This is a genomic window from Streptomyces sp. NPDC096136 (assembly GCF_044763325.1).
Taxonomy (GTDB): domain Bacteria; phylum Actinomycetota; class Actinomycetes; order Streptomycetales; family Streptomycetaceae; genus Streptomyces.
On sequence record NZ_JBIWFZ010000004.1, the window covers coordinates 524,710 to 542,325 of the forward strand.

Annotated in this window: 18 protein-coding genes; 11 read left to right on the plus strand and 7 right to left on the minus strand. The window is 73.4% G+C overall.

All coding sequences use genetic code 11. The annotated features are described in order from the left end of the window. Positions 1-115: 115 nt before the first annotated feature. Together ACIRBY_RS11590 and ACIRBY_RS11595 are read left to right on the plus strand one after the other, a co-directional pair. Complete coding sequence (locus ACIRBY_RS11590) at positions 116-1,246, plus strand: alpha/beta hydrolase family protein (protein ID WP_403899412.1); 1,131 nt, start codon at positions 116-118, stop codon at positions 1,244-1,246. 197 nt (positions 1,247-1,443) lie between these two features. Then, on the plus strand, positions 1,444-2,856 hold the full coding sequence (locus tag ACIRBY_RS11595) for a hypothetical protein (protein ID WP_403899414.1): 1,413 nt from the start codon (positions 1,444-1,446) through the stop codon (positions 2,854-2,856). A 70-nt stretch (positions 2,857-2,926) separates the two neighbouring features. Here the strand turns inward: ACIRBY_RS11595 and ACIRBY_RS11600 are convergent, their stop codons facing one another. Together ACIRBY_RS11600 and ACIRBY_RS11605 are read right to left on the minus strand one after the other, a co-directional pair. Continuing rightward, positions 2,927-3,322, minus strand: coding sequence for a VOC family protein (locus ACIRBY_RS11600; protein ID WP_403899417.1), 396 nt, complete (start codon positions 3,320-3,322; stop codon positions 2,927-2,929). A 69-nt stretch (positions 3,323-3,391) separates the two neighbouring features. Then, the gene (locus ACIRBY_RS11605) at positions 3,392-4,282 is read right to left on the minus strand and encodes a neutral zinc metallopeptidase (protein WP_403899419.1); all 891 of its coding nucleotides are present in this window, start codon (positions 4,280-4,282) and stop codon (positions 3,392-3,394) included. Between the two features lie 220 nt (positions 4,283-4,502). Between ACIRBY_RS11605 and ACIRBY_RS11610 the strand changes: the two genes are divergently transcribed. From ACIRBY_RS11610 to ACIRBY_RS11620, 3 genes are all read left to right on the plus strand, one after another. Further along, on the plus strand, positions 4,503-6,101 hold the full coding sequence (locus tag ACIRBY_RS11610; RefSeq protein WP_403899422.1) for an ABC-F family ATP-binding cassette domain-containing protein: 1,599 nt from the start codon (positions 4,503-4,505) through the stop codon (positions 6,099-6,101). 353 nt (positions 6,102-6,454) lie between these two features. Continuing rightward, positions 6,455-6,676: a helix-turn-helix domain-containing protein gene (locus tag ACIRBY_RS11615; RefSeq protein WP_007263382.1), complete on the plus strand. Its 222-nt coding sequence runs from the start codon at positions 6,455-6,457 to the stop codon at positions 6,674-6,676. Positions 6,677-6,873: 197 nt separating this feature from the next. Continuing rightward, entirely contained in the window at positions 6,874-7,653 is a 780-nt protein-coding gene (locus ACIRBY_RS11620; protein WP_042818142.1) for an enoyl-CoA hydratase/isomerase family protein, read from the plus strand. Positions 7,654-7,791: 138 nt separating this feature from the next. Here the strand turns inward: ACIRBY_RS11620 and ACIRBY_RS11625 are convergent, their stop codons facing one another. The 5 genes from ACIRBY_RS11625 to ACIRBY_RS11645 all read right to left on the minus strand — a co-directional run bounded on the left by ACIRBY_RS11625 (position 7,792) and on the right by ACIRBY_RS11645 (position 11,467). Next, positions 7,792-8,547: an SDR family oxidoreductase gene (locus tag ACIRBY_RS11625; RefSeq protein WP_403899426.1), complete on the minus strand. Its 756-nt coding sequence runs from the start codon at positions 8,545-8,547 to the stop codon at positions 7,792-7,794. Between the two features lie 9 nt (positions 8,548-8,556). Beyond that, positions 8,557-9,351, minus strand: a complete 795-nt coding sequence (locus tag ACIRBY_RS11630; RefSeq protein WP_403899429.1) for an SURF1 family protein — start codon at positions 9,349-9,351, stop codon at positions 8,557-8,559. 90 nt (positions 9,352-9,441) lie between these two features. Beyond that, positions 9,442-9,675, minus strand: a complete 234-nt coding sequence (locus ACIRBY_RS11635; RefSeq protein WP_079431638.1) for a hypothetical protein — start codon at positions 9,673-9,675, stop codon at positions 9,442-9,444. Positions 9,676-9,762: 87 nt separating this feature from the next. Next, positions 9,763-10,740 carry a DEDDh family exonuclease gene (locus ACIRBY_RS11640; protein WP_403899432.1) on the minus strand — a complete coding sequence of 326 codons (978 nt, stop codon included), beginning with the start codon at positions 10,738-10,740 and terminating at the stop codon, positions 9,763-9,765. A gap of 94 nt (positions 10,741-10,834) precedes the next feature. Further along, on the minus strand, positions 10,835-11,467 hold the full coding sequence (locus ACIRBY_RS11645; protein ID WP_403899435.1) for a TetR/AcrR family transcriptional regulator: 633 nt from the start codon (positions 11,465-11,467) through the stop codon (positions 10,835-10,837). 148 nt (positions 11,468-11,615) lie between these two features. On the opposite strand from ACIRBY_RS11645, the gene ACIRBY_RS11650 reads away from it, so the two are divergent. The 6 genes from ACIRBY_RS11650 (at position 11,616) to ACIRBY_RS11675 (ending at position 17,596) form a co-directional block, all read left to right on the plus strand. Continuing rightward, the gene (locus ACIRBY_RS11650) at positions 11,616-12,413 is read left to right on the plus strand and encodes an acetoacetate decarboxylase family protein (RefSeq protein WP_403899438.1); all 798 of its coding nucleotides are present in this window, start codon (positions 11,616-11,618) and stop codon (positions 12,411-12,413) included. Position 12,414: 1 nt separating this feature from the next. Next, positions 12,415-13,299, plus strand: coding sequence for an SDR family NAD(P)-dependent oxidoreductase (locus ACIRBY_RS11655; RefSeq protein ID WP_403899440.1), 885 nt, complete (start codon positions 12,415-12,417; stop codon positions 13,297-13,299). Positions 13,300-13,310: 11 nt separating this feature from the next. Then, positions 13,311-14,597: an amidohydrolase family protein gene (locus tag ACIRBY_RS11660; protein ID WP_403899443.1), complete on the plus strand. Its 1,287-nt coding sequence runs from the start codon at positions 13,311-13,313 to the stop codon at positions 14,595-14,597. Then, positions 14,594-15,814: an amidohydrolase family protein gene (locus ACIRBY_RS11665; protein ID WP_403899446.1), complete on the plus strand. Its 1,221-nt coding sequence runs from the start codon at positions 14,594-14,596 to the stop codon at positions 15,812-15,814. The genes ACIRBY_RS11660 and ACIRBY_RS11665 overlap by 4 nt, the downstream gene beginning before the upstream one ends. A gap of 229 nt (positions 15,815-16,043) precedes the next feature. After that, on the plus strand, positions 16,044-16,922 hold the full coding sequence (locus tag ACIRBY_RS11670; RefSeq protein ID WP_403899448.1) for a sterol desaturase family protein: 879 nt from the start codon (positions 16,044-16,046) through the stop codon (positions 16,920-16,922). Beyond that, on the plus strand, positions 16,919-17,596 hold the full coding sequence (locus ACIRBY_RS11675) for a lysoplasmalogenase (protein ID WP_403899451.1): 678 nt from the start codon (positions 16,919-16,921) through the stop codon (positions 17,594-17,596). Before ACIRBY_RS11670 ends, ACIRBY_RS11675 begins: the two co-directional genes overlap by 4 nt. Positions 17,597-17,616 lie beyond the last annotated feature (20 nt).

The window sequence follows — 17,616 nt, forward strand, 5'->3', positions numbered from 1 at the left end:
CCCCTCCCGCAGCCGTCCGCCACCCGAGCCCCGCTCGGGTTCCGCTTGGGCCCCGCCCGGGCGGGGCCGGAGCCCTCCGGTGGCCCCCGCGCCCCCGCGCCCCGACACTGGAGCGGTGCGTACCGCCACTGCGACGGCCGCGGCCGTCACCTCGACCCTGATCGGCGCCGGAGCGGCCGCGGTCCTGGCCGGCCGGTACGCCGCCGACGCCGCCCTGCGGTCCGAACCCGGCCGCCCGCCGGCCGGCAGCCCCCGGATGGTCGTCCACTCCGCCGAAGGCGACCGGATCGTGCTCACCCGCTCGCTGGCCTCCCTGCGCCCCGGCGTCCACGGCCTGGCCGCGCCCGGGGTGCACGCCGCCGTCGGCCCGGTCCTCGACGGCGTCCCGCACGACCCTGCCACCGTCGTGCGCCGTCTGCTGCGCGTCAGCCACGGCTCCCTGGAGCCCGGCACCCGCGTCACCCTCACCCCGCAGGTGTACTCGGGGAACCCCCGCACGGCCCTCGGCCTGGACCACGCCGACGTGGACGTCCCCGGTGAGCTCGGCCCGCTCCCCGCCTGGTTCGTGCCCGAGGCCCGGCAGACCTGGGTGATCACCGTCCACGGGCTCGGCGCCGGCCGGGAGCACCCGATGGTGGTCATGCCCTTCCTGCACCGCCTCCGGCTCCCCGTGCTCTCCCTCGCCTACCGGGGCGACCTCGGCGCCCCCGCCTCCCCGGACGGCCTGGGCCACCTCGGCGAGTCCGAGTGGCGGGACCTGGACGCCGCCATCCGCTACGCCCTGCGCTACGGCGCCCGGCGCATCGTCCTGCACGGCTGGTCCACCGGGGCCGCCATGGCCGTGCGCGCCGCCGAGCGCTCGGCCCTGTCCGGCCGCATCGCGGGCCTGGTGCTCGACTCGCCCGTCCTCGACTGGCACACCACCCTGCGCAACCTCGTCGCGGCCCGCCGCACCCCGGCCCCGCTGGTCCCGTTCGCCGTCCGGGCCGCCGAGAGCCGCGCCGGGCTGCGCGCGGACCACCGGACGCCGTTCGCGGACCCCGGCGCCGTCCGCGTCCCGGTACTGCTCTTCCACGGGCCCGACGACACCCTCGCCCCCTGGGAGCCCTCGCGCCGGCTCGCCGCCGCCCGGCCCGACCTCGTCACCCTGCACACCGTCGGGGGAGCCGCGCACGGGGCGATGTGGAACGCCGACCCGGCCGGCTACGAGGAGGCGCTGCGGCGCTTCCTGGTTCCGCTCATGTGACCCCGTGCACGCCCCCGCGAGGGACCGGTGTGGCTCCACAAACAAGGGGTTACGGGAGGCGTCTTGTGGCGCTGGAGTGAAGGCGGTGTGGCGGACGGGACGGGGTGGGTGGTCTGTCCCGGTTCCTCCACCCCATGACCTGTGGAAATGACCCGTTCCGTTTGGGCTTTCGGCCAGTGACGGGCGAGACTGCTTCCGTGACGTCCCGAAAGCCTGATGAGCAGTTGGCTCGCGACTCCAGACTCCGACTCGTCTCCCCGCGCTCCGTCGCCACGGCGCGCAAGGCGGTGACCGACCGGCGAACCCGGCCGGCCACCCGGCCCCCGGCGGGCACCCCCGCCACGGCAGACCTGGCGAACCGCGCCCGCGCCTCGCTGGCCGACGCGGTACGGCTGGCCCGCTGGGCCGAACTGAACCTCGGCGCCGGCGACGGCGGCCGCCCCGCCCCCTCCGGCGCCCTGCCCGCCGTCGACGTCGAACGGGCCGCCGCGGAACTGGGCCTGACGCACGGCCAGATCCGCGTCGGCTGGGACCGCGCCCGGCTCTCCGGCCTCGTCGAGGTGCACGGCGGCCAGGCCAGGCCCGGCTGGCGGCTGCGGGCCTGGGACCGGGACGACACCGCCGTGCTGCGCGGCTGGGTCGCCCTCTTCGATGCCTGGTCCCTCGTTCACCCGGCCCCCGCCGACATCGCGCCCTCGGCCGTCGCCGAGGTGGTCGAGGCGATGCCCCAGCTGCTCTCCCTGCTCCAGCTGTCCGCCGGTCCCGTGACCGTCCCGGACCTGCTGGACCTGCTGGGGCAGCGGGTCACCGAACTGCGCGACGAGCGCTGCGAGGTCCCCTACGGGGCGGAGCCCGCCCAGGGCCCGGCCTCCGCGGAACCCCGCCCCCTCCCGCTCGCCCGGCTGCTGCGCTGGGCGCTCGGCGGGCTCGCCGCCGTGGACGCCGTCACCCTCGGCCCCGCGCAGGCCGCCCTGACCCCGCTCGGCAGCTGGGCCGTCTGGGTCAAGCTGGAGCAGATCTGCGTCGCCGCCCAGAGCCCGGCCGGGAACATCGAACAGTCCGCCGCGGCCATGCTGCACGGCTGCGCCCGGCTCACCCCCGGACCGGCCCGCGCCGAGTACCGGGCCTGGCTCGCCGCCCGGCCCGTCGGCCACGCCGTCAGCGAGCTGCTGCACGCCGCCCGGGGCGAGGACGCCCTGCTGCGGGGCCTCGCCTTCGAGGCCCTGCGCGTGGTCGGCGCCCCCGCCGAGCCCGAGGTGCGCGCCGCCGTCCGCGAGCCCGCCCTGCGGCCCTACGCCCTGCTCTGGCTCGCCGAGCACGACGGGGTGGACCCGGACGAGGCCCAGGACGTCCTCACGCCGGAGGAGTCCACCTGGCTCTGGGTGGACACGGCCGCCGCCATCGCCGACCACGGCGAGGCCGACCTGCTCGCCCGCCACCTCGACTCCGCCGTCCGCACCACCGTGCCCCGGCTGCTCGACGAGGTACGGGCCGTCGGCCACCCGCGCACCGTGCAGGTCCTGGTCGCGCTGGCCGCCGCCCACCCCGACCCGGCCCTGGCCAAGGCGGTCCGGCGGGCCGCCTTCCAGGTCCACACCGGCGGAGCGTAGGCCCTGGCCGGGCGGTTGCCCGGCCCCCGCCGCGGGCCGGCCGGCCCGCGGGGGCCTGCGGGTCGAGGGGTCAGAGCTGGGGGGCGTACGTACCGAAGCTCCAGACGTTGCCCTCGGAGTCGCGGGCCATGTAGTCCCGCGAGCCGTAGTCCTGGTCGGTGGGCTCCATGAGGATCTCCACGCCGTGCTCGGCCGCCCGCCGGTGGTGGGCGTCCACGTCGTCGACCACGACGTAGACCCCGGACGGGCCGGCCGTCTCCATGACCTTGTCGTACACCCCGCCGCGCCCCTTGCTGCCCAGCATCACCGCGCCGTTGCCGTACGCCAGTTCCGCGTGCATCACCGCGCCGTCGTCACCCTCGTAGACCGCGACCTGGGTGAACCCGAACGCCTCGGTGAGCTGCTGGATCGCTGCCTTCGCGTCGCGGTAGAGCAGCGCGGGGTAGATGGACGGAACGCCTGCCATGACGGTCACTCCCTCTCGTAACGATGGCCCAAGTGATCCACGTCACAGCATGGCAGGCGCCACTGACACTCAGCGGAAGGTGTCGCACCGGGCCATGTCGCCCGTGCGGTAGCCCTGGTAGAACCACTGCTGGCGCTGCTGCGCCGAGCCGTGGGTCCAGGACTCCGGGGTGACCCGGCCCTGGAACTTCTCCTGGATCCGGTCGTCCCCCACCGCCGCCGCCGCGTCCAGCCCGTCGCGGATGTCCTGGTCGGTGAGGTTCGTGATCAGCGGCCGCCCCGTGGACTCGTCCGGGGTCCGCGTCGCGTTGTGCGCCCACACCCCGGCGTAGCAGTCGGCCTGGAGCTCGACCTTCACCGCGTTGCTGTTCGCGCCCGTCTGCCCGTTCTGGGCGCGCGCCAGCGTGCCCGTCAGGTTCTGGACGTGGTGCCCGTACTCGTGGGCGATGACGTACGCCTGGGCGAAGGGGCCGCCGTGCGCCCCGAAGGTGGTCCGCAACTCCTCGAAGAAGCCCAGGTCCAGGTAGACCTGCCGGTCCGCCGGGCAGTAGAAGGGCCCGACCGCCTTGGTGGCCGCCCCGCAGGCGGTGTTCACCCGGCCGGTGAAGAAGACGGTCGACGCGGGGGCGTACGTCCCGCCGCGCCGCCTGAACTCCTGCCTCCAGAAGTCCTGTGTGCTGTTCACCACGGCGACGAGCCGGCAGTCCTCCCGGGCGTTGGCGTCGCTTCCCTTCTTGCAGGCCTGCTGGACCTGGGCGGCCGAGGAGGCCGTCGAGACCGGCTCCGGGCTCCCGTCGGACAGCCCCAGCTGGTCCGGTCCCACCCCGAAGAGCAGGCCCAGGACCAGGGCGATCAGCCCGACGACCCCGCCGCCGATCGTGGCCCGGCCGCCCGGGACGCGGCTGCTGCGGACGTCCTTCACCTCGGACGTGTCCAGATCGGCGTCGTCGTCGAACTGCATGCCCCACCGCCCTCCACGCGTGGCCAACCCCTTCATCCTGATACGTGCCCGGCCCGCCCGGGGCGGCCCTTGGGCCGGACGGGTGAGGGGCGGGCCCCGAAAAGTGGTTGCGCACCCCCGTTAGAATGGCTTCATGGCAAATCTCCTCGCGGATTAGCGGCGTCGAAGAACGCGCGTCCCGCCCCGCCTTCCGCCGTCCATACCGCTCTGGAGTATTTCCGTGATCACCGCCACCGGCATCGAGCTGCGCGCCGGCGCCCGCGTCCTCATCGAGTCCGCTTCCTTCCGCATCGCCAAGGGCGACCGCATCGGCCTCGTCGGCCGCAACGGAGCGGGCAAGACCACCCTCACCAAGTGCCTGGCCGGCGAGGGCCAGCCCGCCGCCGGCAGCATCGCCCGCTCCGGCGAGGTCGGCTACCTCCCGCAGGACCCCCGCACCGGCGACCTCGACGTCCTGGCCCGCGACCGGATCCTCTCCGCCCGCGGCCTCGACGTCCTGATCAAGAAGATGCGGATGAACGAGGAGCGCATCGCCACCGGCTCCGGCGCCACCCGCGAGAAGGCCCTGCGCCAGTACGAGCGCCAGGAGACCGAGTTCCTCACCAAGGGCGGGTACGCCGCCGAGTCCGAGGCCGCGACCATCTCGGCCGCCCTCAGCCTCCCCGACCGGGTCCTCGGCCAGCCGCTGCACACCCTCTCCGGCGGCCAGCGCCGCCGCGTCGAGCTCGCCCGCATCCTCTTCTCGGACGCCGACACCCTGCTCCTCGACGAGCCCACGAACCACCTCGACGCCGACTCGATCGTCTGGCTGCGCGACTACCTGAAGAACTACCGCGGCGGCTTCGTCGTGATCTCCCACGACGTCGACCTGGTCGAGACCGTGGTCAACAAGGTCTTCTACCTCGACGCCAACCGCTCGGTCATCGACATCTACAACATGGGCTGGAAGCTCTACCAGCAGCAGCGCGAGGCCGACGAGAAGCGCCGCAAGCGCGAGCGCCAGAACGCCGAGAAGAAGGCCGCGGCCCTCAACTCGCAGGCCGACAAGATGCGCGCCAAGGCGACCAAGACCGTCGCCGCCCAGAACATGGCCAAGCGCGCCGAGCGCCTGCTCTCCGGCCTGGAGGCGGTCCGCGTCTCCGACAAGGTCGCCAAGCTCCGCTTCCCGGACCCGGCGCCCTGCGGCAAGACCCCGCTGACCGCCGAGGGCCTGTCGAAGTCGTACGGCTCCCTGGAGATCTTCACCGACGTCGACCTGGCCATCGACAAGGGCTCCCGCGTGGTCATCCTCGGCCTCAACGGCGCCGGCAAGACCACCCTGCTGCGCCTGCTCGCGGGCGCCGAGCAGCCCGACACCGGCCAGGTCACCCCCGGCCACGGCCTCAAGCTCGGCTACTACGCCCAGGAGCACGAGACGCTCGACCCGGACCGCACGGTCCTGGAGAACATGCGCTCCTCCGCCCCCGACCTGGACCTGGTCGACGTGCGCAAGACGCTCGGCTCCTTCCTGTTCTCCGGCGACGACGTGGACAAGCCGGCGGGCGTGCTCTCCGGTGGCGAGAAGACCCGTCTGGCCCTGGCCACCCTGGTCGTCTCCTCGGCGAACGTGCTGCTCCTCGACGAGCCCACCAACAACCTCGACCCGGCCAGCCGCGAGGAGATCCTCGGCGCGCTGCGCACGTACAAGGGCGCGGTCATCCTCGTCACCCACGACGAGGGCGCCGTGGAGGCCCTGGAGCCGGAGCGGATCATCCTGCTCCCCGACGGGGTCGAGGACCTGTGGGGCCCGGACTACCGGGACCTGGTCGCCCTCGCCTGAGCCCCCGCCGCCGGGTTGATCCAGTGCCGTATGGATCATTCGGCGCAGACGTGATCCATCATCTGAGTGAGACGGTCTCGTACCGTCGCCCTCTGTACAGCGACCCCGGCCGCATCCTCACGGATACGCGTCCGGGGTCGGCTGCTTCCGGTGCCCCGCCCCTGACCTGGTGATTCCTCTTGGTGACGGAGGAATGTGACGGAGGTCATGCAGCGGAAGAGGAGATTCCGTTCTGCTCGGGTGTCCACGGGCTGAGAAATGCCGTCCGACCGACCTTGCTGAATGGGTGGCCAGGAAGCCGGGGAGGGGTGATCATGAGAAGCACAGAGCGCACTTCCCACGAGGAGGCACGGGTGGCCGAGACTCTGAAGAAGGGCAGCCGGGTGACCGGCGCCGCGCGCGACAAGCTCGCGGCAGACCTGAAGAAGAAGTACGACTCCGGTGCGAGTATCCGGGCGCTGGCCGAAGAGACCGGCCGGTCCTACGGATTCGTCCACCGGATGCTCAGCGAGTCCGGAGTGACGCTGCGTGGTCGCGGTGGCGCGACGCGCGGCAAGAAGGCGGCCGCGGCCTGACCCTGGCCCCCGGGCCGGGGCGGTGCCGAGGACCGTCCGACAGCTCCGTTCCGTTCCATGTTGTCCCACGCTGTACCGCTGCTGTTCCGTACATGGTTCCTTCGGTGACCCCCGGTCGGCCCCCAGGTCGGCTGGGTGGTTACTGTGCAGTCACTTAGGCCGGGCGTCCGGCCACGACTGCACACCGGAGGCACCAGATGGCTCTGCTCGACAAGGATGGCGTACGGCTCACCATCGACGACACGGTCGCCACGGTGACGCTGACCAATCCGGCCAAGCGAAACGCTCAGTCCCCCGCGCTCTGGCGGGCGTTGGCGGAGGCCGGACGGTCGCTGCCCGGCACGGTCCGGGTCGTCGTGCTGCGCGGCGAGGGCAAGTCCTTCTCCGCGGGGCTCGACCGGCAGGCGTTCACCCCCGAGGGTTTCGAGGGCGAGCCGTCCTTCCTCGATCTGGCGCGCGGTTCCGACGAACTGCTCGACTCCACGATCGCCGAGTACCAGGAGGCCTTCACCTGGTGGCGCCGCAATGACATCGTCTCCATCGCCGCCGTACAGGGGCACGCCATCGGCGCCGGCTTCCAGCTCGCGCTCGCGTGCGACCTGCGGGTCGTCGCGGACGACGTGCAGTTCGCCATGCGCGAGACCAGCCTGGGCCTGGTCCCGGACCTGGCCGGCACCCAGCCGCTGACCGCCCTGGTCGGCTACGCCCGCGCGCTCGAGATCTGCGCGACGGGCCGCTTCGTGCACGCCGAGGAGGCCGAGCGGGTGGGCCTGGCGAACCTCGTCGTCCCGGCCGACGAGCTCGACGCCGCCGTCCAGGACCTCACCACCGCCCTGCTGGCCCCGCCGCGCGACGCCGTCATCGAGACCAAGGCGCTGCTGCGCACGGCCGGCTCCCGCCCGTACGACGACCAGCGCGCCGCCGAACGCGCCGCCCAGGCCCGCCGCCTGCGCGACCTGGCGGGCCTGTCGGACTGACGCCCCGGGGCTCCGCCCCCCACCCGTTGCGCCCCATCGCCGCGCGGGCCGGAATTTCGCGCGGCGAAATTCCGGCCCCACCGGCGTTGGAGGCGCCGGGTGGGGAGGCGCTCCGTGGGGCCGGAGCCGCCCCTGCGGCTAGAAGCCGTGGCGGGAGCCGCCGTCCACCGGGACCATCACGCCCGTGAGGTAGGAGGCCGCCGGCGAGAGGAGGAACGCCGCCGTGCGGCCGAACTCCTCCGGCGTGCCGTAACGCCGCAGCGGGATCCGGGACTCGTGCAGCGAGCGCGCGGCCGCCGCGTCGCCGGACAGCGTGTCCAGCTCCCGCACCCGGTCGGTGTCGATCCTGGCCGGCAGCAGCCCGATCACGCGGATCCCGCGCGGCCCCAGGTCCACCGAGAGGGACTTCGCGAAGCCCGCCAGCCCCGGCCGCAGGCCGTTCGAGATGGTCAGGCCGGGGATCGGCTCGTGCACCGAGCCCGACAGGACGAAGCCGATGACCCCGCCCTCGCCCAACTCCGCGGCCGCCGCCCGGGCCAGCCGCACCGCGCCCAGGAAGACCGACTCGAACGCCGCCGCCCACTGCTCGTCGGTGTTGTCCGCCGCGACGCCCGGCGCCGGTCCGCCGACGCTGATGAGGATGCCGTCGAGCCGCCCGAAGCGCTCCTTGGCCTCGGCCACCAGCCGCCCGGCGGACCCCGGGTCGGAGTTGTCCGCCGCCAGGCCCACCGCGTCGGGCCCCAGTCCGGCGGCCGCGGCCGCCGCCCGTTCCCCGTCCCGGCCGGTCAGCAGCACCTTCGCGCCCTCGGCGGCCAGCTCCCGCGCGGAGGCGAAGCCCAGGCCGCGGGTGGCGCCGGTGACGATGTAGACACGGTCCTTCAGTCCAAGATCCATACGGCCAACCTACGCCGAAGCGGGCTCCGGCGACACGGCCCCGGCCGGGGCCGCCGCGGCCGCCTCGCGGTCGCGCCGCTCCCGGCGGACCAGCACCACCCATCCCACCGGCACGGCCGCCGCGAACAGCCACCACTGCACGGCGTACGCCATGTGCGGGCCGATCGAGTCGTGGTCGGGCTCCGCCACCGCCTCGGGGCCGCCGCTCTGCGGCAGCGGGGAGGTGAGCTCCAGGTAGCCGCCGAGGACCCGCCTGCCCAGGGCGGCGGCCTGCTGCTCGCTGTTGACCAGCATCACCTGGCGGTCGGGCAGGCCCTTGCGGTCCTTGATCCCGCTGTCCCCGCTGGTCTCGTCGGCCTTGAGTCGGCCGGCGACCGTCACCTCGCCCGAAGGCGCGGCCGGCACCGGCGGGTAGGCGGTCGGGTCGTCCCCGCCGGGCACCCAGCCCCGGTTGACCAGCACCACCCGTCCGTCGCCCAGCACCAGCGGGGTCACGACCTGGAAGCCGACCTTGTCGTCGTTCGAGGTGCGCATCCGGACCACGACCTCGTGCGCGGAGTCGTACGTACCGGTGGCCGTGACGGCACGCCAGTAGTCGGACCGCGGGACGGTGTGGCCGGGCGAGGTGACCTCGGTCACCGGCACGGGCTTCGCGGAGAGGTTCTGCGCGATCAGCTCGTTCTGGGCGACCCGGTGCTCATGGCGGTGGAACTGCCAGAAGCCCAGCTTGATCATCACGGGGATGAGGACGAGGGCGATGAGGGTGAGGCACACCCACTGCCGGGTCAGCACAAAGCGGTACACGCCCACGACGGTACCCGCACGGCAGGGGACCCCGGCAGCCGGGTGGCCTTCCGGGGTCCGGGGGAGGAGGGGAGGGGTGAGGGGGGACGGTCAGACGCGGTCGACGATGCCCACCTTCCCCTCCGCGCGGGCGCAGTGCCCGCCGCAGAACCACTGCCCCTCGACCTCCACGCCCTGCCCGATGATCTGGACCCGGCAGTGCTCGCAGATGGGCGCCATACGGTGGATGGCGCAGGAGAAGCAGTCGAAGACGTGCACCGCGCCCTGCGCGTGCACCTCGAAGGACATGCCGTAGTCGTTTCCGCAGACCTCACAACGTGCCATGCGCCGCATGCTTCGCGGGCCGGCGGGCCCGAACAAGATCCACGGGGGTGAGTCGCCGCGCCTGCACCCGCCCGGAGCAACGTCCGCCTACTGCTCCCCGGCGGGTGCCACGTCCCGCAGCAGCTGCGTGAAGGCCGCCTCGTCCACCACCGGGGTGCCGAAGGACCTGGCCTTGACCGTCTTGGAGGTCGCCGAGTCGGGGTCGTTGGTCACCAGCAGGCTGGTGAGCCGCGACACGCTGGTCGCGATGTGCAGCCCGGCCTCCACGGCCCGGTCCTCCAGCAGCTCCCGGTCCACCGAGGTGTCCCCGGAGAAGGCGACCCGCATGCCCTGCTTCAGCGGCTCGCCGTCCTCGAAGCGCCCCGGGTTGGGGTACGGGGAGGGCGGCAGCTTCCGCGAGGCGCGCCAGCTGCCCCCGTACGAGGCCTGGTAGCCGACCCGGGGTGTGGCGGGGGTGTCCGACCACTCCGTCAGCGGGCGGCACTCCAGCAGCGGGAGGCGCACGCCGTCCCGCGCGGCCGCGTGCAGCGACGGGCGGAAGGCCTCCGCCAGCACCCGGGCGTCGTCGAGCGCGTGGTGGGCGCGCTGCTGGACCACGCCGTAGTGCGCGGCGAGGGACTCCAGCTTGTGGTTGGGCAGCGGGAGGTCCAGTTCCTTCGACAGGGCGATGGTGCAGAGCCGTTGCCGCACGGGCGCGGCCGACGAGGCCCGCGCGTACTCCCGGGCGATCATCTGCCAGTCGAAGATGGCGTTGTGCGCGACGAGGACGCGGTCCGCGAGCCGCTCGGCGAACTCCCCGGCGATGTCTTCGAAGAGGGGCGCGTCCGCCAGCATCTCGCTGGTCAGGCCGTGGATCCAGACCGGGCCGGGGTCCCGGCGGGGGTTGACGAGGCTGTACCAGTGGTCCTCGACGTTGCCCTGCGCGTCGAGCCGGTAGACGGCCGCGGAGACTATCCGGTCGTCGCGAGCGAGCCCGGTCGTCTCCACGTCGACGACCGCGTACCCCTGGGGGTACGCGGTCGGCCACGTCGTGTCTGCGGTCGTACGGTCGTCGAGCATGGTCATAGAGGATACGGGCAGACACTGACAGTCGCCGCCCGCCGCCTGCGGTGCCCGGCGGGACGTGAGGTCCGCCACCTCCGGCCGGCCGTGGGCCCGGTCAGGCTCCGGGCGCCCGGAGCAGGGATTCCGTCAGGGCCCGTACCGACAGCAGGAACAGCCGCTCCGGGTCCGCCGGGCGGGCCAGGGCGCGGGCCAGGTCCGGGTCGTCGGCGGCGGAGCCGGGGGGCGGGTCCCACAGCTCGCCCTCGCCGGGGGACTGGACGGGGGAGCGCTCGCGGTTGCGTTCCACCAGGACGAAGCCCACCACCTGGAACTGGACGGCGCGCACGGCGTCGGCGGCGCGGGCCCCGCGCAGCCCCGCCGCCCGCACCTCGGCGACCAGCGCGCGCTGGGCCGGCAGGAACATCCGGTCGGTCAGGCCGCGTTCGTGGACCATGCCGATCAGGTGCGGCCGCTCGCGCAGCTCGCGGCGCATGCTGCGGGCCACGGACACGATGCGCTCGGCGGGGGTGCCGCCGGCCGGCCGGATGGCTCCCATGTCCCGGACGGTCCGCTCGACGAGCGCGTCGAGGAGCTGCTCGCGGTTGCCCACGTGCCAGTAGATCGAGGTGACGGCCGTCCCGAGCTCGGCGGCCAGCCCGCGCATGGTGAGGGCGTCCGGGCCGCGCCGTCTGACCAGCGCGGCGGCCGCCTCCAGTACCGCCTCGCGGGTGAGCGGGCTCCTCGCCATCGGCGTCCTCCCCGGGTCCGGTGATCCGACGTATCGTCAGTTTTCTTGTGTGCGGCCCTCTTTACCCTTCATCGGCGGCGGTGTAACTGTGTTACAGAACCCCTCCTGGACTCCGTCAGGGGGGACCCCCAGAAGGGTGGTGCGGAACATGGCACGCGTACGGTACGGAGCGCGCACCGAGGCGGAGACCGCCGCGTCGCGCGAGAAGAGCTCGAACCTCCCCGACATCTGGTCCACCGGAGTCGTGGCCGTCTGGGAGACCGACCCGGACGTGGTGGCGGCCGTCCTGCCGCCACCGCTGAAGCCCGGCGAACGGCCGCTGGTGCGGGCCAACATCAGCAAGGTCGACCTGCCCGGCTACCCGCTCGGCGCCGGCTCGGTGGCCGTCGCCGCCCGGCACGCCGGGGTCGAGGGCTGGTACCCGCTGGTCATGCCGATGACCCACGAGCGCGCCCTGACCGGCGGCCGCGAGGTCTTCGGCGAGCCGAAGAAGCTGGGCGAGGTCACGGTGGAGCGCGAGGGGCTGGTCGTGCGCGCTTCCCTGGCCCGGCACGGCATCGCCTTCGTGGAGGTCCGCGGGGCGGTGGACCGCGAGCTGCCGCTGCCCGAGCCGGCGCAGAAGACCGACTTCTACTTCAAGTTCCTCCCGGCCGTCGACGGCTCCGGCTTCGAGGACGACCCGGTCCTCGTGCACTGCACGCGCAACGAGAAGGTCCGCCGGCTGGAGCACCTCACCGGTGACGTGGTCCTGCGCGAGTCGATGTTCGACCCGGTCGCCGACCTCCCCGTACGCCGCCTCGTGGAGCTCACCATCGGGGAGAAGACCACCGACCAGAAGGGCCGGGCCGTCGAGAGGGTCAGCGCGCAGGCGCTGATCCCGTACCTCCACCAGCGCTACGACGATCCGCAGCAGGCCTTCGACGGCCCGCCCGAGGGGAGTGCGTGAGATGCGGCTCGAACCCGGACAGGTGGCCGTCGTCACCGGAGCCGCGAGCGGGATCGGCCTGGCCCTCGCCCGCCGCTTCGCCGCCGAGGGGCTCAGGGTGGTCCTCGCCGACGTCGAGGAGGGCGCCCTGCGCAAGGCCGCCGAGGACCTGCGGGCGCAGGGCGCCGAGGTGCTGGCCCGGACCGTCGACGTCAGCGACCGCGACTCCGTCGTCGCCCTCGCCGACGCCGCCTACGAGGCCTTCGGCGCGGTCCACGTGCTGTGCAACAACGCGGGCGTCGGCTCGGGCGCCGAGGGCCGGATGTGGGAGCACGAGCCCAACGACTGGAAGTGGGCCTTCTCCGTCAACGTCTGGGGCGTCTTCCACGGCATCCAGGCCTTCGTCCCCCGCATGATCGCCGGCGGCGCCCCCGGGCACGTCGTCAACACCTCCTCCGGCGACGGCGGCATCGCCCCGCTGCCCACCGCCTCCGTGTACGCCGTCACCAAGGCCGCCGTGGTCACCATGACCGAGTCCCTCTACGCCCACCTCAAGGCGGAGGGCGCCGCCGTCGGCGCCTCCGTCCTCTTCCCCGGACCGCACATGCTGCGCACCGGGCTGTGGGAGTCGCACCGCAACCGCCCCGAGCGCTACGCGAAGGAGCGCCCGCGCAGGTCCCCGTACCGGACCCTGGACCAGTACGAGTCCGCCATGCGCGCGGCCGGGCACGAGGTGCGCTTCACCCCGGTCGAGGAGGTCGCCGGGCACGTCGTCGACGGCATCCGCGCCGACCGCTTCTGGATGCTCCCGGCCAGTGAGCACAGCGACCGGCAGATCCGGGCCCGTTCGCAGTCCATGCTCGACCGCGCCAACCCCGCCTACCTGGAGAGCTTCATCCTCGACTGAGGAGAAACAGCGTGAACGCGTACGAAGACCCGTACCTGATCATCTCCTCCGACTGCCACGCCGGACTGCCCACCGAGCAGTACCGCCCCTACCTCGACCCCCGCTTCCACCGCGCCTTCGACGAGTTCCTCGGCCAGCGCGACGCCCGCCGCGAGGAGGCCACCCGCCTCGGCATCCGCAACGAGGCCTTCGCCGAGAAGTGGTTCCACGACCACGAGGAAGGGCTGAAGGGCGGCTGGGACTCCGCCCAGCGCCTGAAGGAGCTCGACGGCGACGGGGTCGCCGCCGAGGTCGTCTTCCCCGACGCCGACGCCGTGGACAGCCAGACCGCCGCGCCGTTCGGCGTGGGCCTCGGCCTCTCCGGCGACCAGGACCCCGAACTCGGCATGGCGGGCGCGCAGGCCCACAACCGCTGGCTCGCCGAGTTCGTCTCCCGCAACCCCGAGCGGCACTGCGGCGTCGCGCTGCTGCCCGTCACCGCCGAACCCGACAAGGTCGTCGCCGAGATCCACCGGGCCAAGGAGTCCGGCCTCGGCGCCCTGATGATCCCCTCCATGTGGGTGGACAAGGCCCCCTACCACGACCGCCGCTACGACCCGGTCTGGGCGGCCGCGGCCGAGACCGGCATGCCCGTCGTCACCCATTCGGGAGCCGCCCCGCGCCACGAGTACGGCGACCACCTCGGCATCTACGTCTCCGAGGTCACCTGGTGGCCCGCCCGCCCGCTGTGGTTCCTGCTGTGGTCCGGGGCCTTCGAACGCCACCCGGGCCTGAAGTTCGGCGTCGCCGAGTCGGGCTGCTGGTGGCTGCCGAACCAGCTGTGGTTCATGGACCGCCTCTACCTCGGCGCGCACGGCGGCAAGAAGCTCTCGCCCTTCGCCGAGCTGAAGCGCCCGCCCAGCGAGTACCTCGACCGGCAGGTGTTCGTCTGCGCCACCAACACCAAGCGGCGCGAACTGGCCCAGCGCTACGAGATCGGCGTGGACAACATCCTGTGGGGCTCGGACTTCCCGCACCCCGAGGGCACCTGGCCCGACACCCGCACCTGGCTGGCGAGGACCTTCCACGACATCCCCGTCGACGAGACCCGGCGCATGCTGGGCCTGGCGGCGGCCGAGGTCTTCGGCTTCGACACGGCGAAACTCGCCCCGCTCGCCCGCCGGATCGGCCCCACCCCGGCCGAGCTGGGCCAGGGCGCGGACCAGGCGGCGGTGGAGGCCTCCTGGGCCCGCTCCCGCGAGACCGGCCGGCACTGGCTCACCGGCGAGGACTTCCCGGTACTGGGGGTCTCGGCATGACGGAGGACCGCTACACGGTCATCTCGGCCGACTGCCACGCGGGCGCCGACCTGCTGGACTACAAGCCGTACCTGGCCGGGCGCCACCACGACGCGTTCGACGCCTGGGCCGCCGCGTACGTCAACCCGTACGAGGACCTCCTCGCGGACACCGCCGACCGCAACTGGAACTCCGCGCGCAGGCTCGCCGAGCTGGAGGCGGACGGCATCGTCGCGGAGGTGGTCTTCCCCAACACCATCCCGCCGTTCTTCCCCAAGGCCTCCTTGATGGCGCAGCCGCCCACGGCCGCCGAGTACGAGCTGCGCTGGGCCGGGCTCCAGGCCCACAACCGCTGGCTGGCCGACTTCTGCGCGGACGCCCCGGGCCGACGGGCGGGGGTGGCGCAGATCCTCCTCAACGACGTGGACGCGGCGGTGAAGGAGATCCGCCGCACCCGGGAGGCCGGGCTGACGGGCGGCGTCCTGCTGCCCGGCGTCCCGCCCGGCTCGACCGTTCCCGAGCTGTACTCGCAGGCGTACGACCCGATCTGGGCGGTCTGCGACGAACTGGACGTCCCGGTCAACCACCACGGCGGCTCGGCGTCCCCGCCGCTGGGGGACGAGCCGGCGGCCCGCGCGGTCTTCATGGTCGAAACCACCTGGTTCTCGCACCGCGCCCTGTGGCACCTGGTCTTCGGCGGCGCCTTCCGCCGCCACCCGGGCCTGAAGCTGGTCCTCACGGAACAGGGCTCGGGCTGGATCCCGGGCGTCCTGCAGATGCTGGACTACTACCACGGCCGCCTGGTCGCGGCCTCGTCCACGGCGGAGTCCAAGTTCGGGGCGGGGCTGGCCGACTCGATGGGCAAGGGCCCGAGCGAGGTCTGGCGGGACAACTGCTTCGTGGGGGCCAGCTTCATGCGCCCCCACGAGGTCCCGCTGCGGGAGCGGATCGGCCTCGACAAGATCATGTGGGGCAGCGACTACCCCCACGACGAGGGCACCACCCCGTACTCCCGCGAGGGCCTGCGCATCGCGTACGCGGGCCTGCCGAGGGAGGAGGTCGCGGCGATGGTCGGCGGCAACGCCGCCCGGGTGTACGGCTTCGACCTGCCCCGGCTGGACGCGCTGGCGGCGAAGTGCGGCCCGCTGGTCACGGAGGTGGCCGAACCCCTGGCGTCCGTCCCACCCGACGCCACCAGCCCGGCCTTCGCCCGCGGGGGCTCGGTCCGGGTCTGGTGACGCGAGGGTCCCGCCGGGGCGGGACCGGCGGGGGTCCGGCCGCCCGGTCCGCCCGGGCGGGATCCGGGCCGGGCCATCCGCGGCGGGATGCCCCCGGCCGCCCGCCGCCCGAAGTGCGGCGGTTTCCACCCCTGCCTGCGCACTGCCCCTTGTACCCGGGGTAACCCCGTCGGATACTGATCGGTAACAACCCCTAGCGGCACCCCGGAACCCGCCCTAAGGTGCGCCCATGCCCAATCTGCCCGATGTCGTGCTGTGGTCCATACCCGCCTTCGTGCTGCTCACCGTCATCGAGGTGGTCAGCTACCGGCTCCATCCCGACGAGGACGCCGCCGGCTACGACGCCAAGGACGCGGTCACCAGCGTCACCATGGGCCTCGGCAGCATCGGCTTCGACCTGCTCTGGAAGGTCCCGGTCGTCGCGGTCTTCACCGCCGTCTACGAACTGACCCCGCTGCGGGTGCCGTTCCTGTGGTGGACCGCCCTGCTGATGCTCCTCGTCCAGGACTTCCTCTACTACTGGCAGCACCGGCTCCACCACGTCATCCGCATCCTGTGGGCCTGCCACGTCGTCCACCACAGCAGCCGGAACTTCAACCTCACCACCGCCCTGCGCCAGCCCTGGACCAGCGCGACCACCTGGTGGTTCTACCTGCCGATGGTCGCCCTCGGGGTGCACCCGGCCGCGGTGCCGTTCTGCTACGGCATCAACCTGCTCTACCAGTTCTGGGTGCACACCGAGCGCATCGGGAAGCTGCCGCGCCCCTACGAGTACGTCTTCAACACCCCCTCCCACCACCGCGTCCACCACGCCTCCCAGGGCGGCTACCTGGACCGCAACTTCGGCGGCATCCTGATCGTCTGGGACCGGATGTTCGGCTCCTGGGTCGGGGAGACGGACCAGCCCGTCTACGGGCTCACCAAGAACATCAACACCTTCAACCCCCTGCGCGTCGCCACCCACGAGTACGCCGCCATCGCCCGCGACGTCCGCGCCGCCCGCAGCTGGCGCGAGCGCGCCGGGCGGGTGTTCCGCGGCCCCGGCTGGCAGCCCGCCCCGGCCGCCGCCGCCGCGCGGCCCGAGAAGGCCCCGGAGCCCGCCGCGTGAGCGCCACCCAGTCCCGCACGTCCGCCCCCGCCGATGCCGGCACCGCCGGGCGGGTGCTGCTCGGCGCCTTCGCCGTGGCCTCCGCCGTCGACCTCGCGGCGCTGCTCGCCGGCTGGCACCCCGGGCACGTGGTCGCCAAGCCCCTGCTGATGCCGCTGCTCGTCGCGTACGTGCTCACCCTCCGCGCACCCCGGCTGCTCGTCGCCGCGCTGCTGTTCGGCTGGGGCGGGGACCTCGCCCTGCTCTTCGACGCCGAGCCGGCCTTCCTCGTCGGCATGGGCTCCTTCGCCGCCGGCCACGTCTGCTACCTGTTCCTGTTCGGCCGGGGCCGGACGAGTCCCGCGCTCGGGGGCGCGTACGCCGCGGCGCTCGTCGGGACCGTCGCGCTGCTGTGGGGGGACCTGCCGACGGGGCTGCGGATCCCCGTCGCCGGCTACAGCCTGCTGCTGGCCTCCATGGCCTACCGCTCCAGCGCGCTCGGCCGGGTCGCCGGGGTGGGCGGGGCGCTGTTCCTGCTCTCCGACACGCTCATCGCGACCGGGGTGGCCGAGTGGCCGCAGCTCCCGCGTCCCGACTTCTGGATCATGGCGACGTACCTGGCGGCCCAGTACCTGCTGGCCTCGGGCGCACTCGCCCGGAAGCAGGCGTACGGTAGGGAAGTCATACAAGACTGAACTACCCCGGAGGGCTGCAC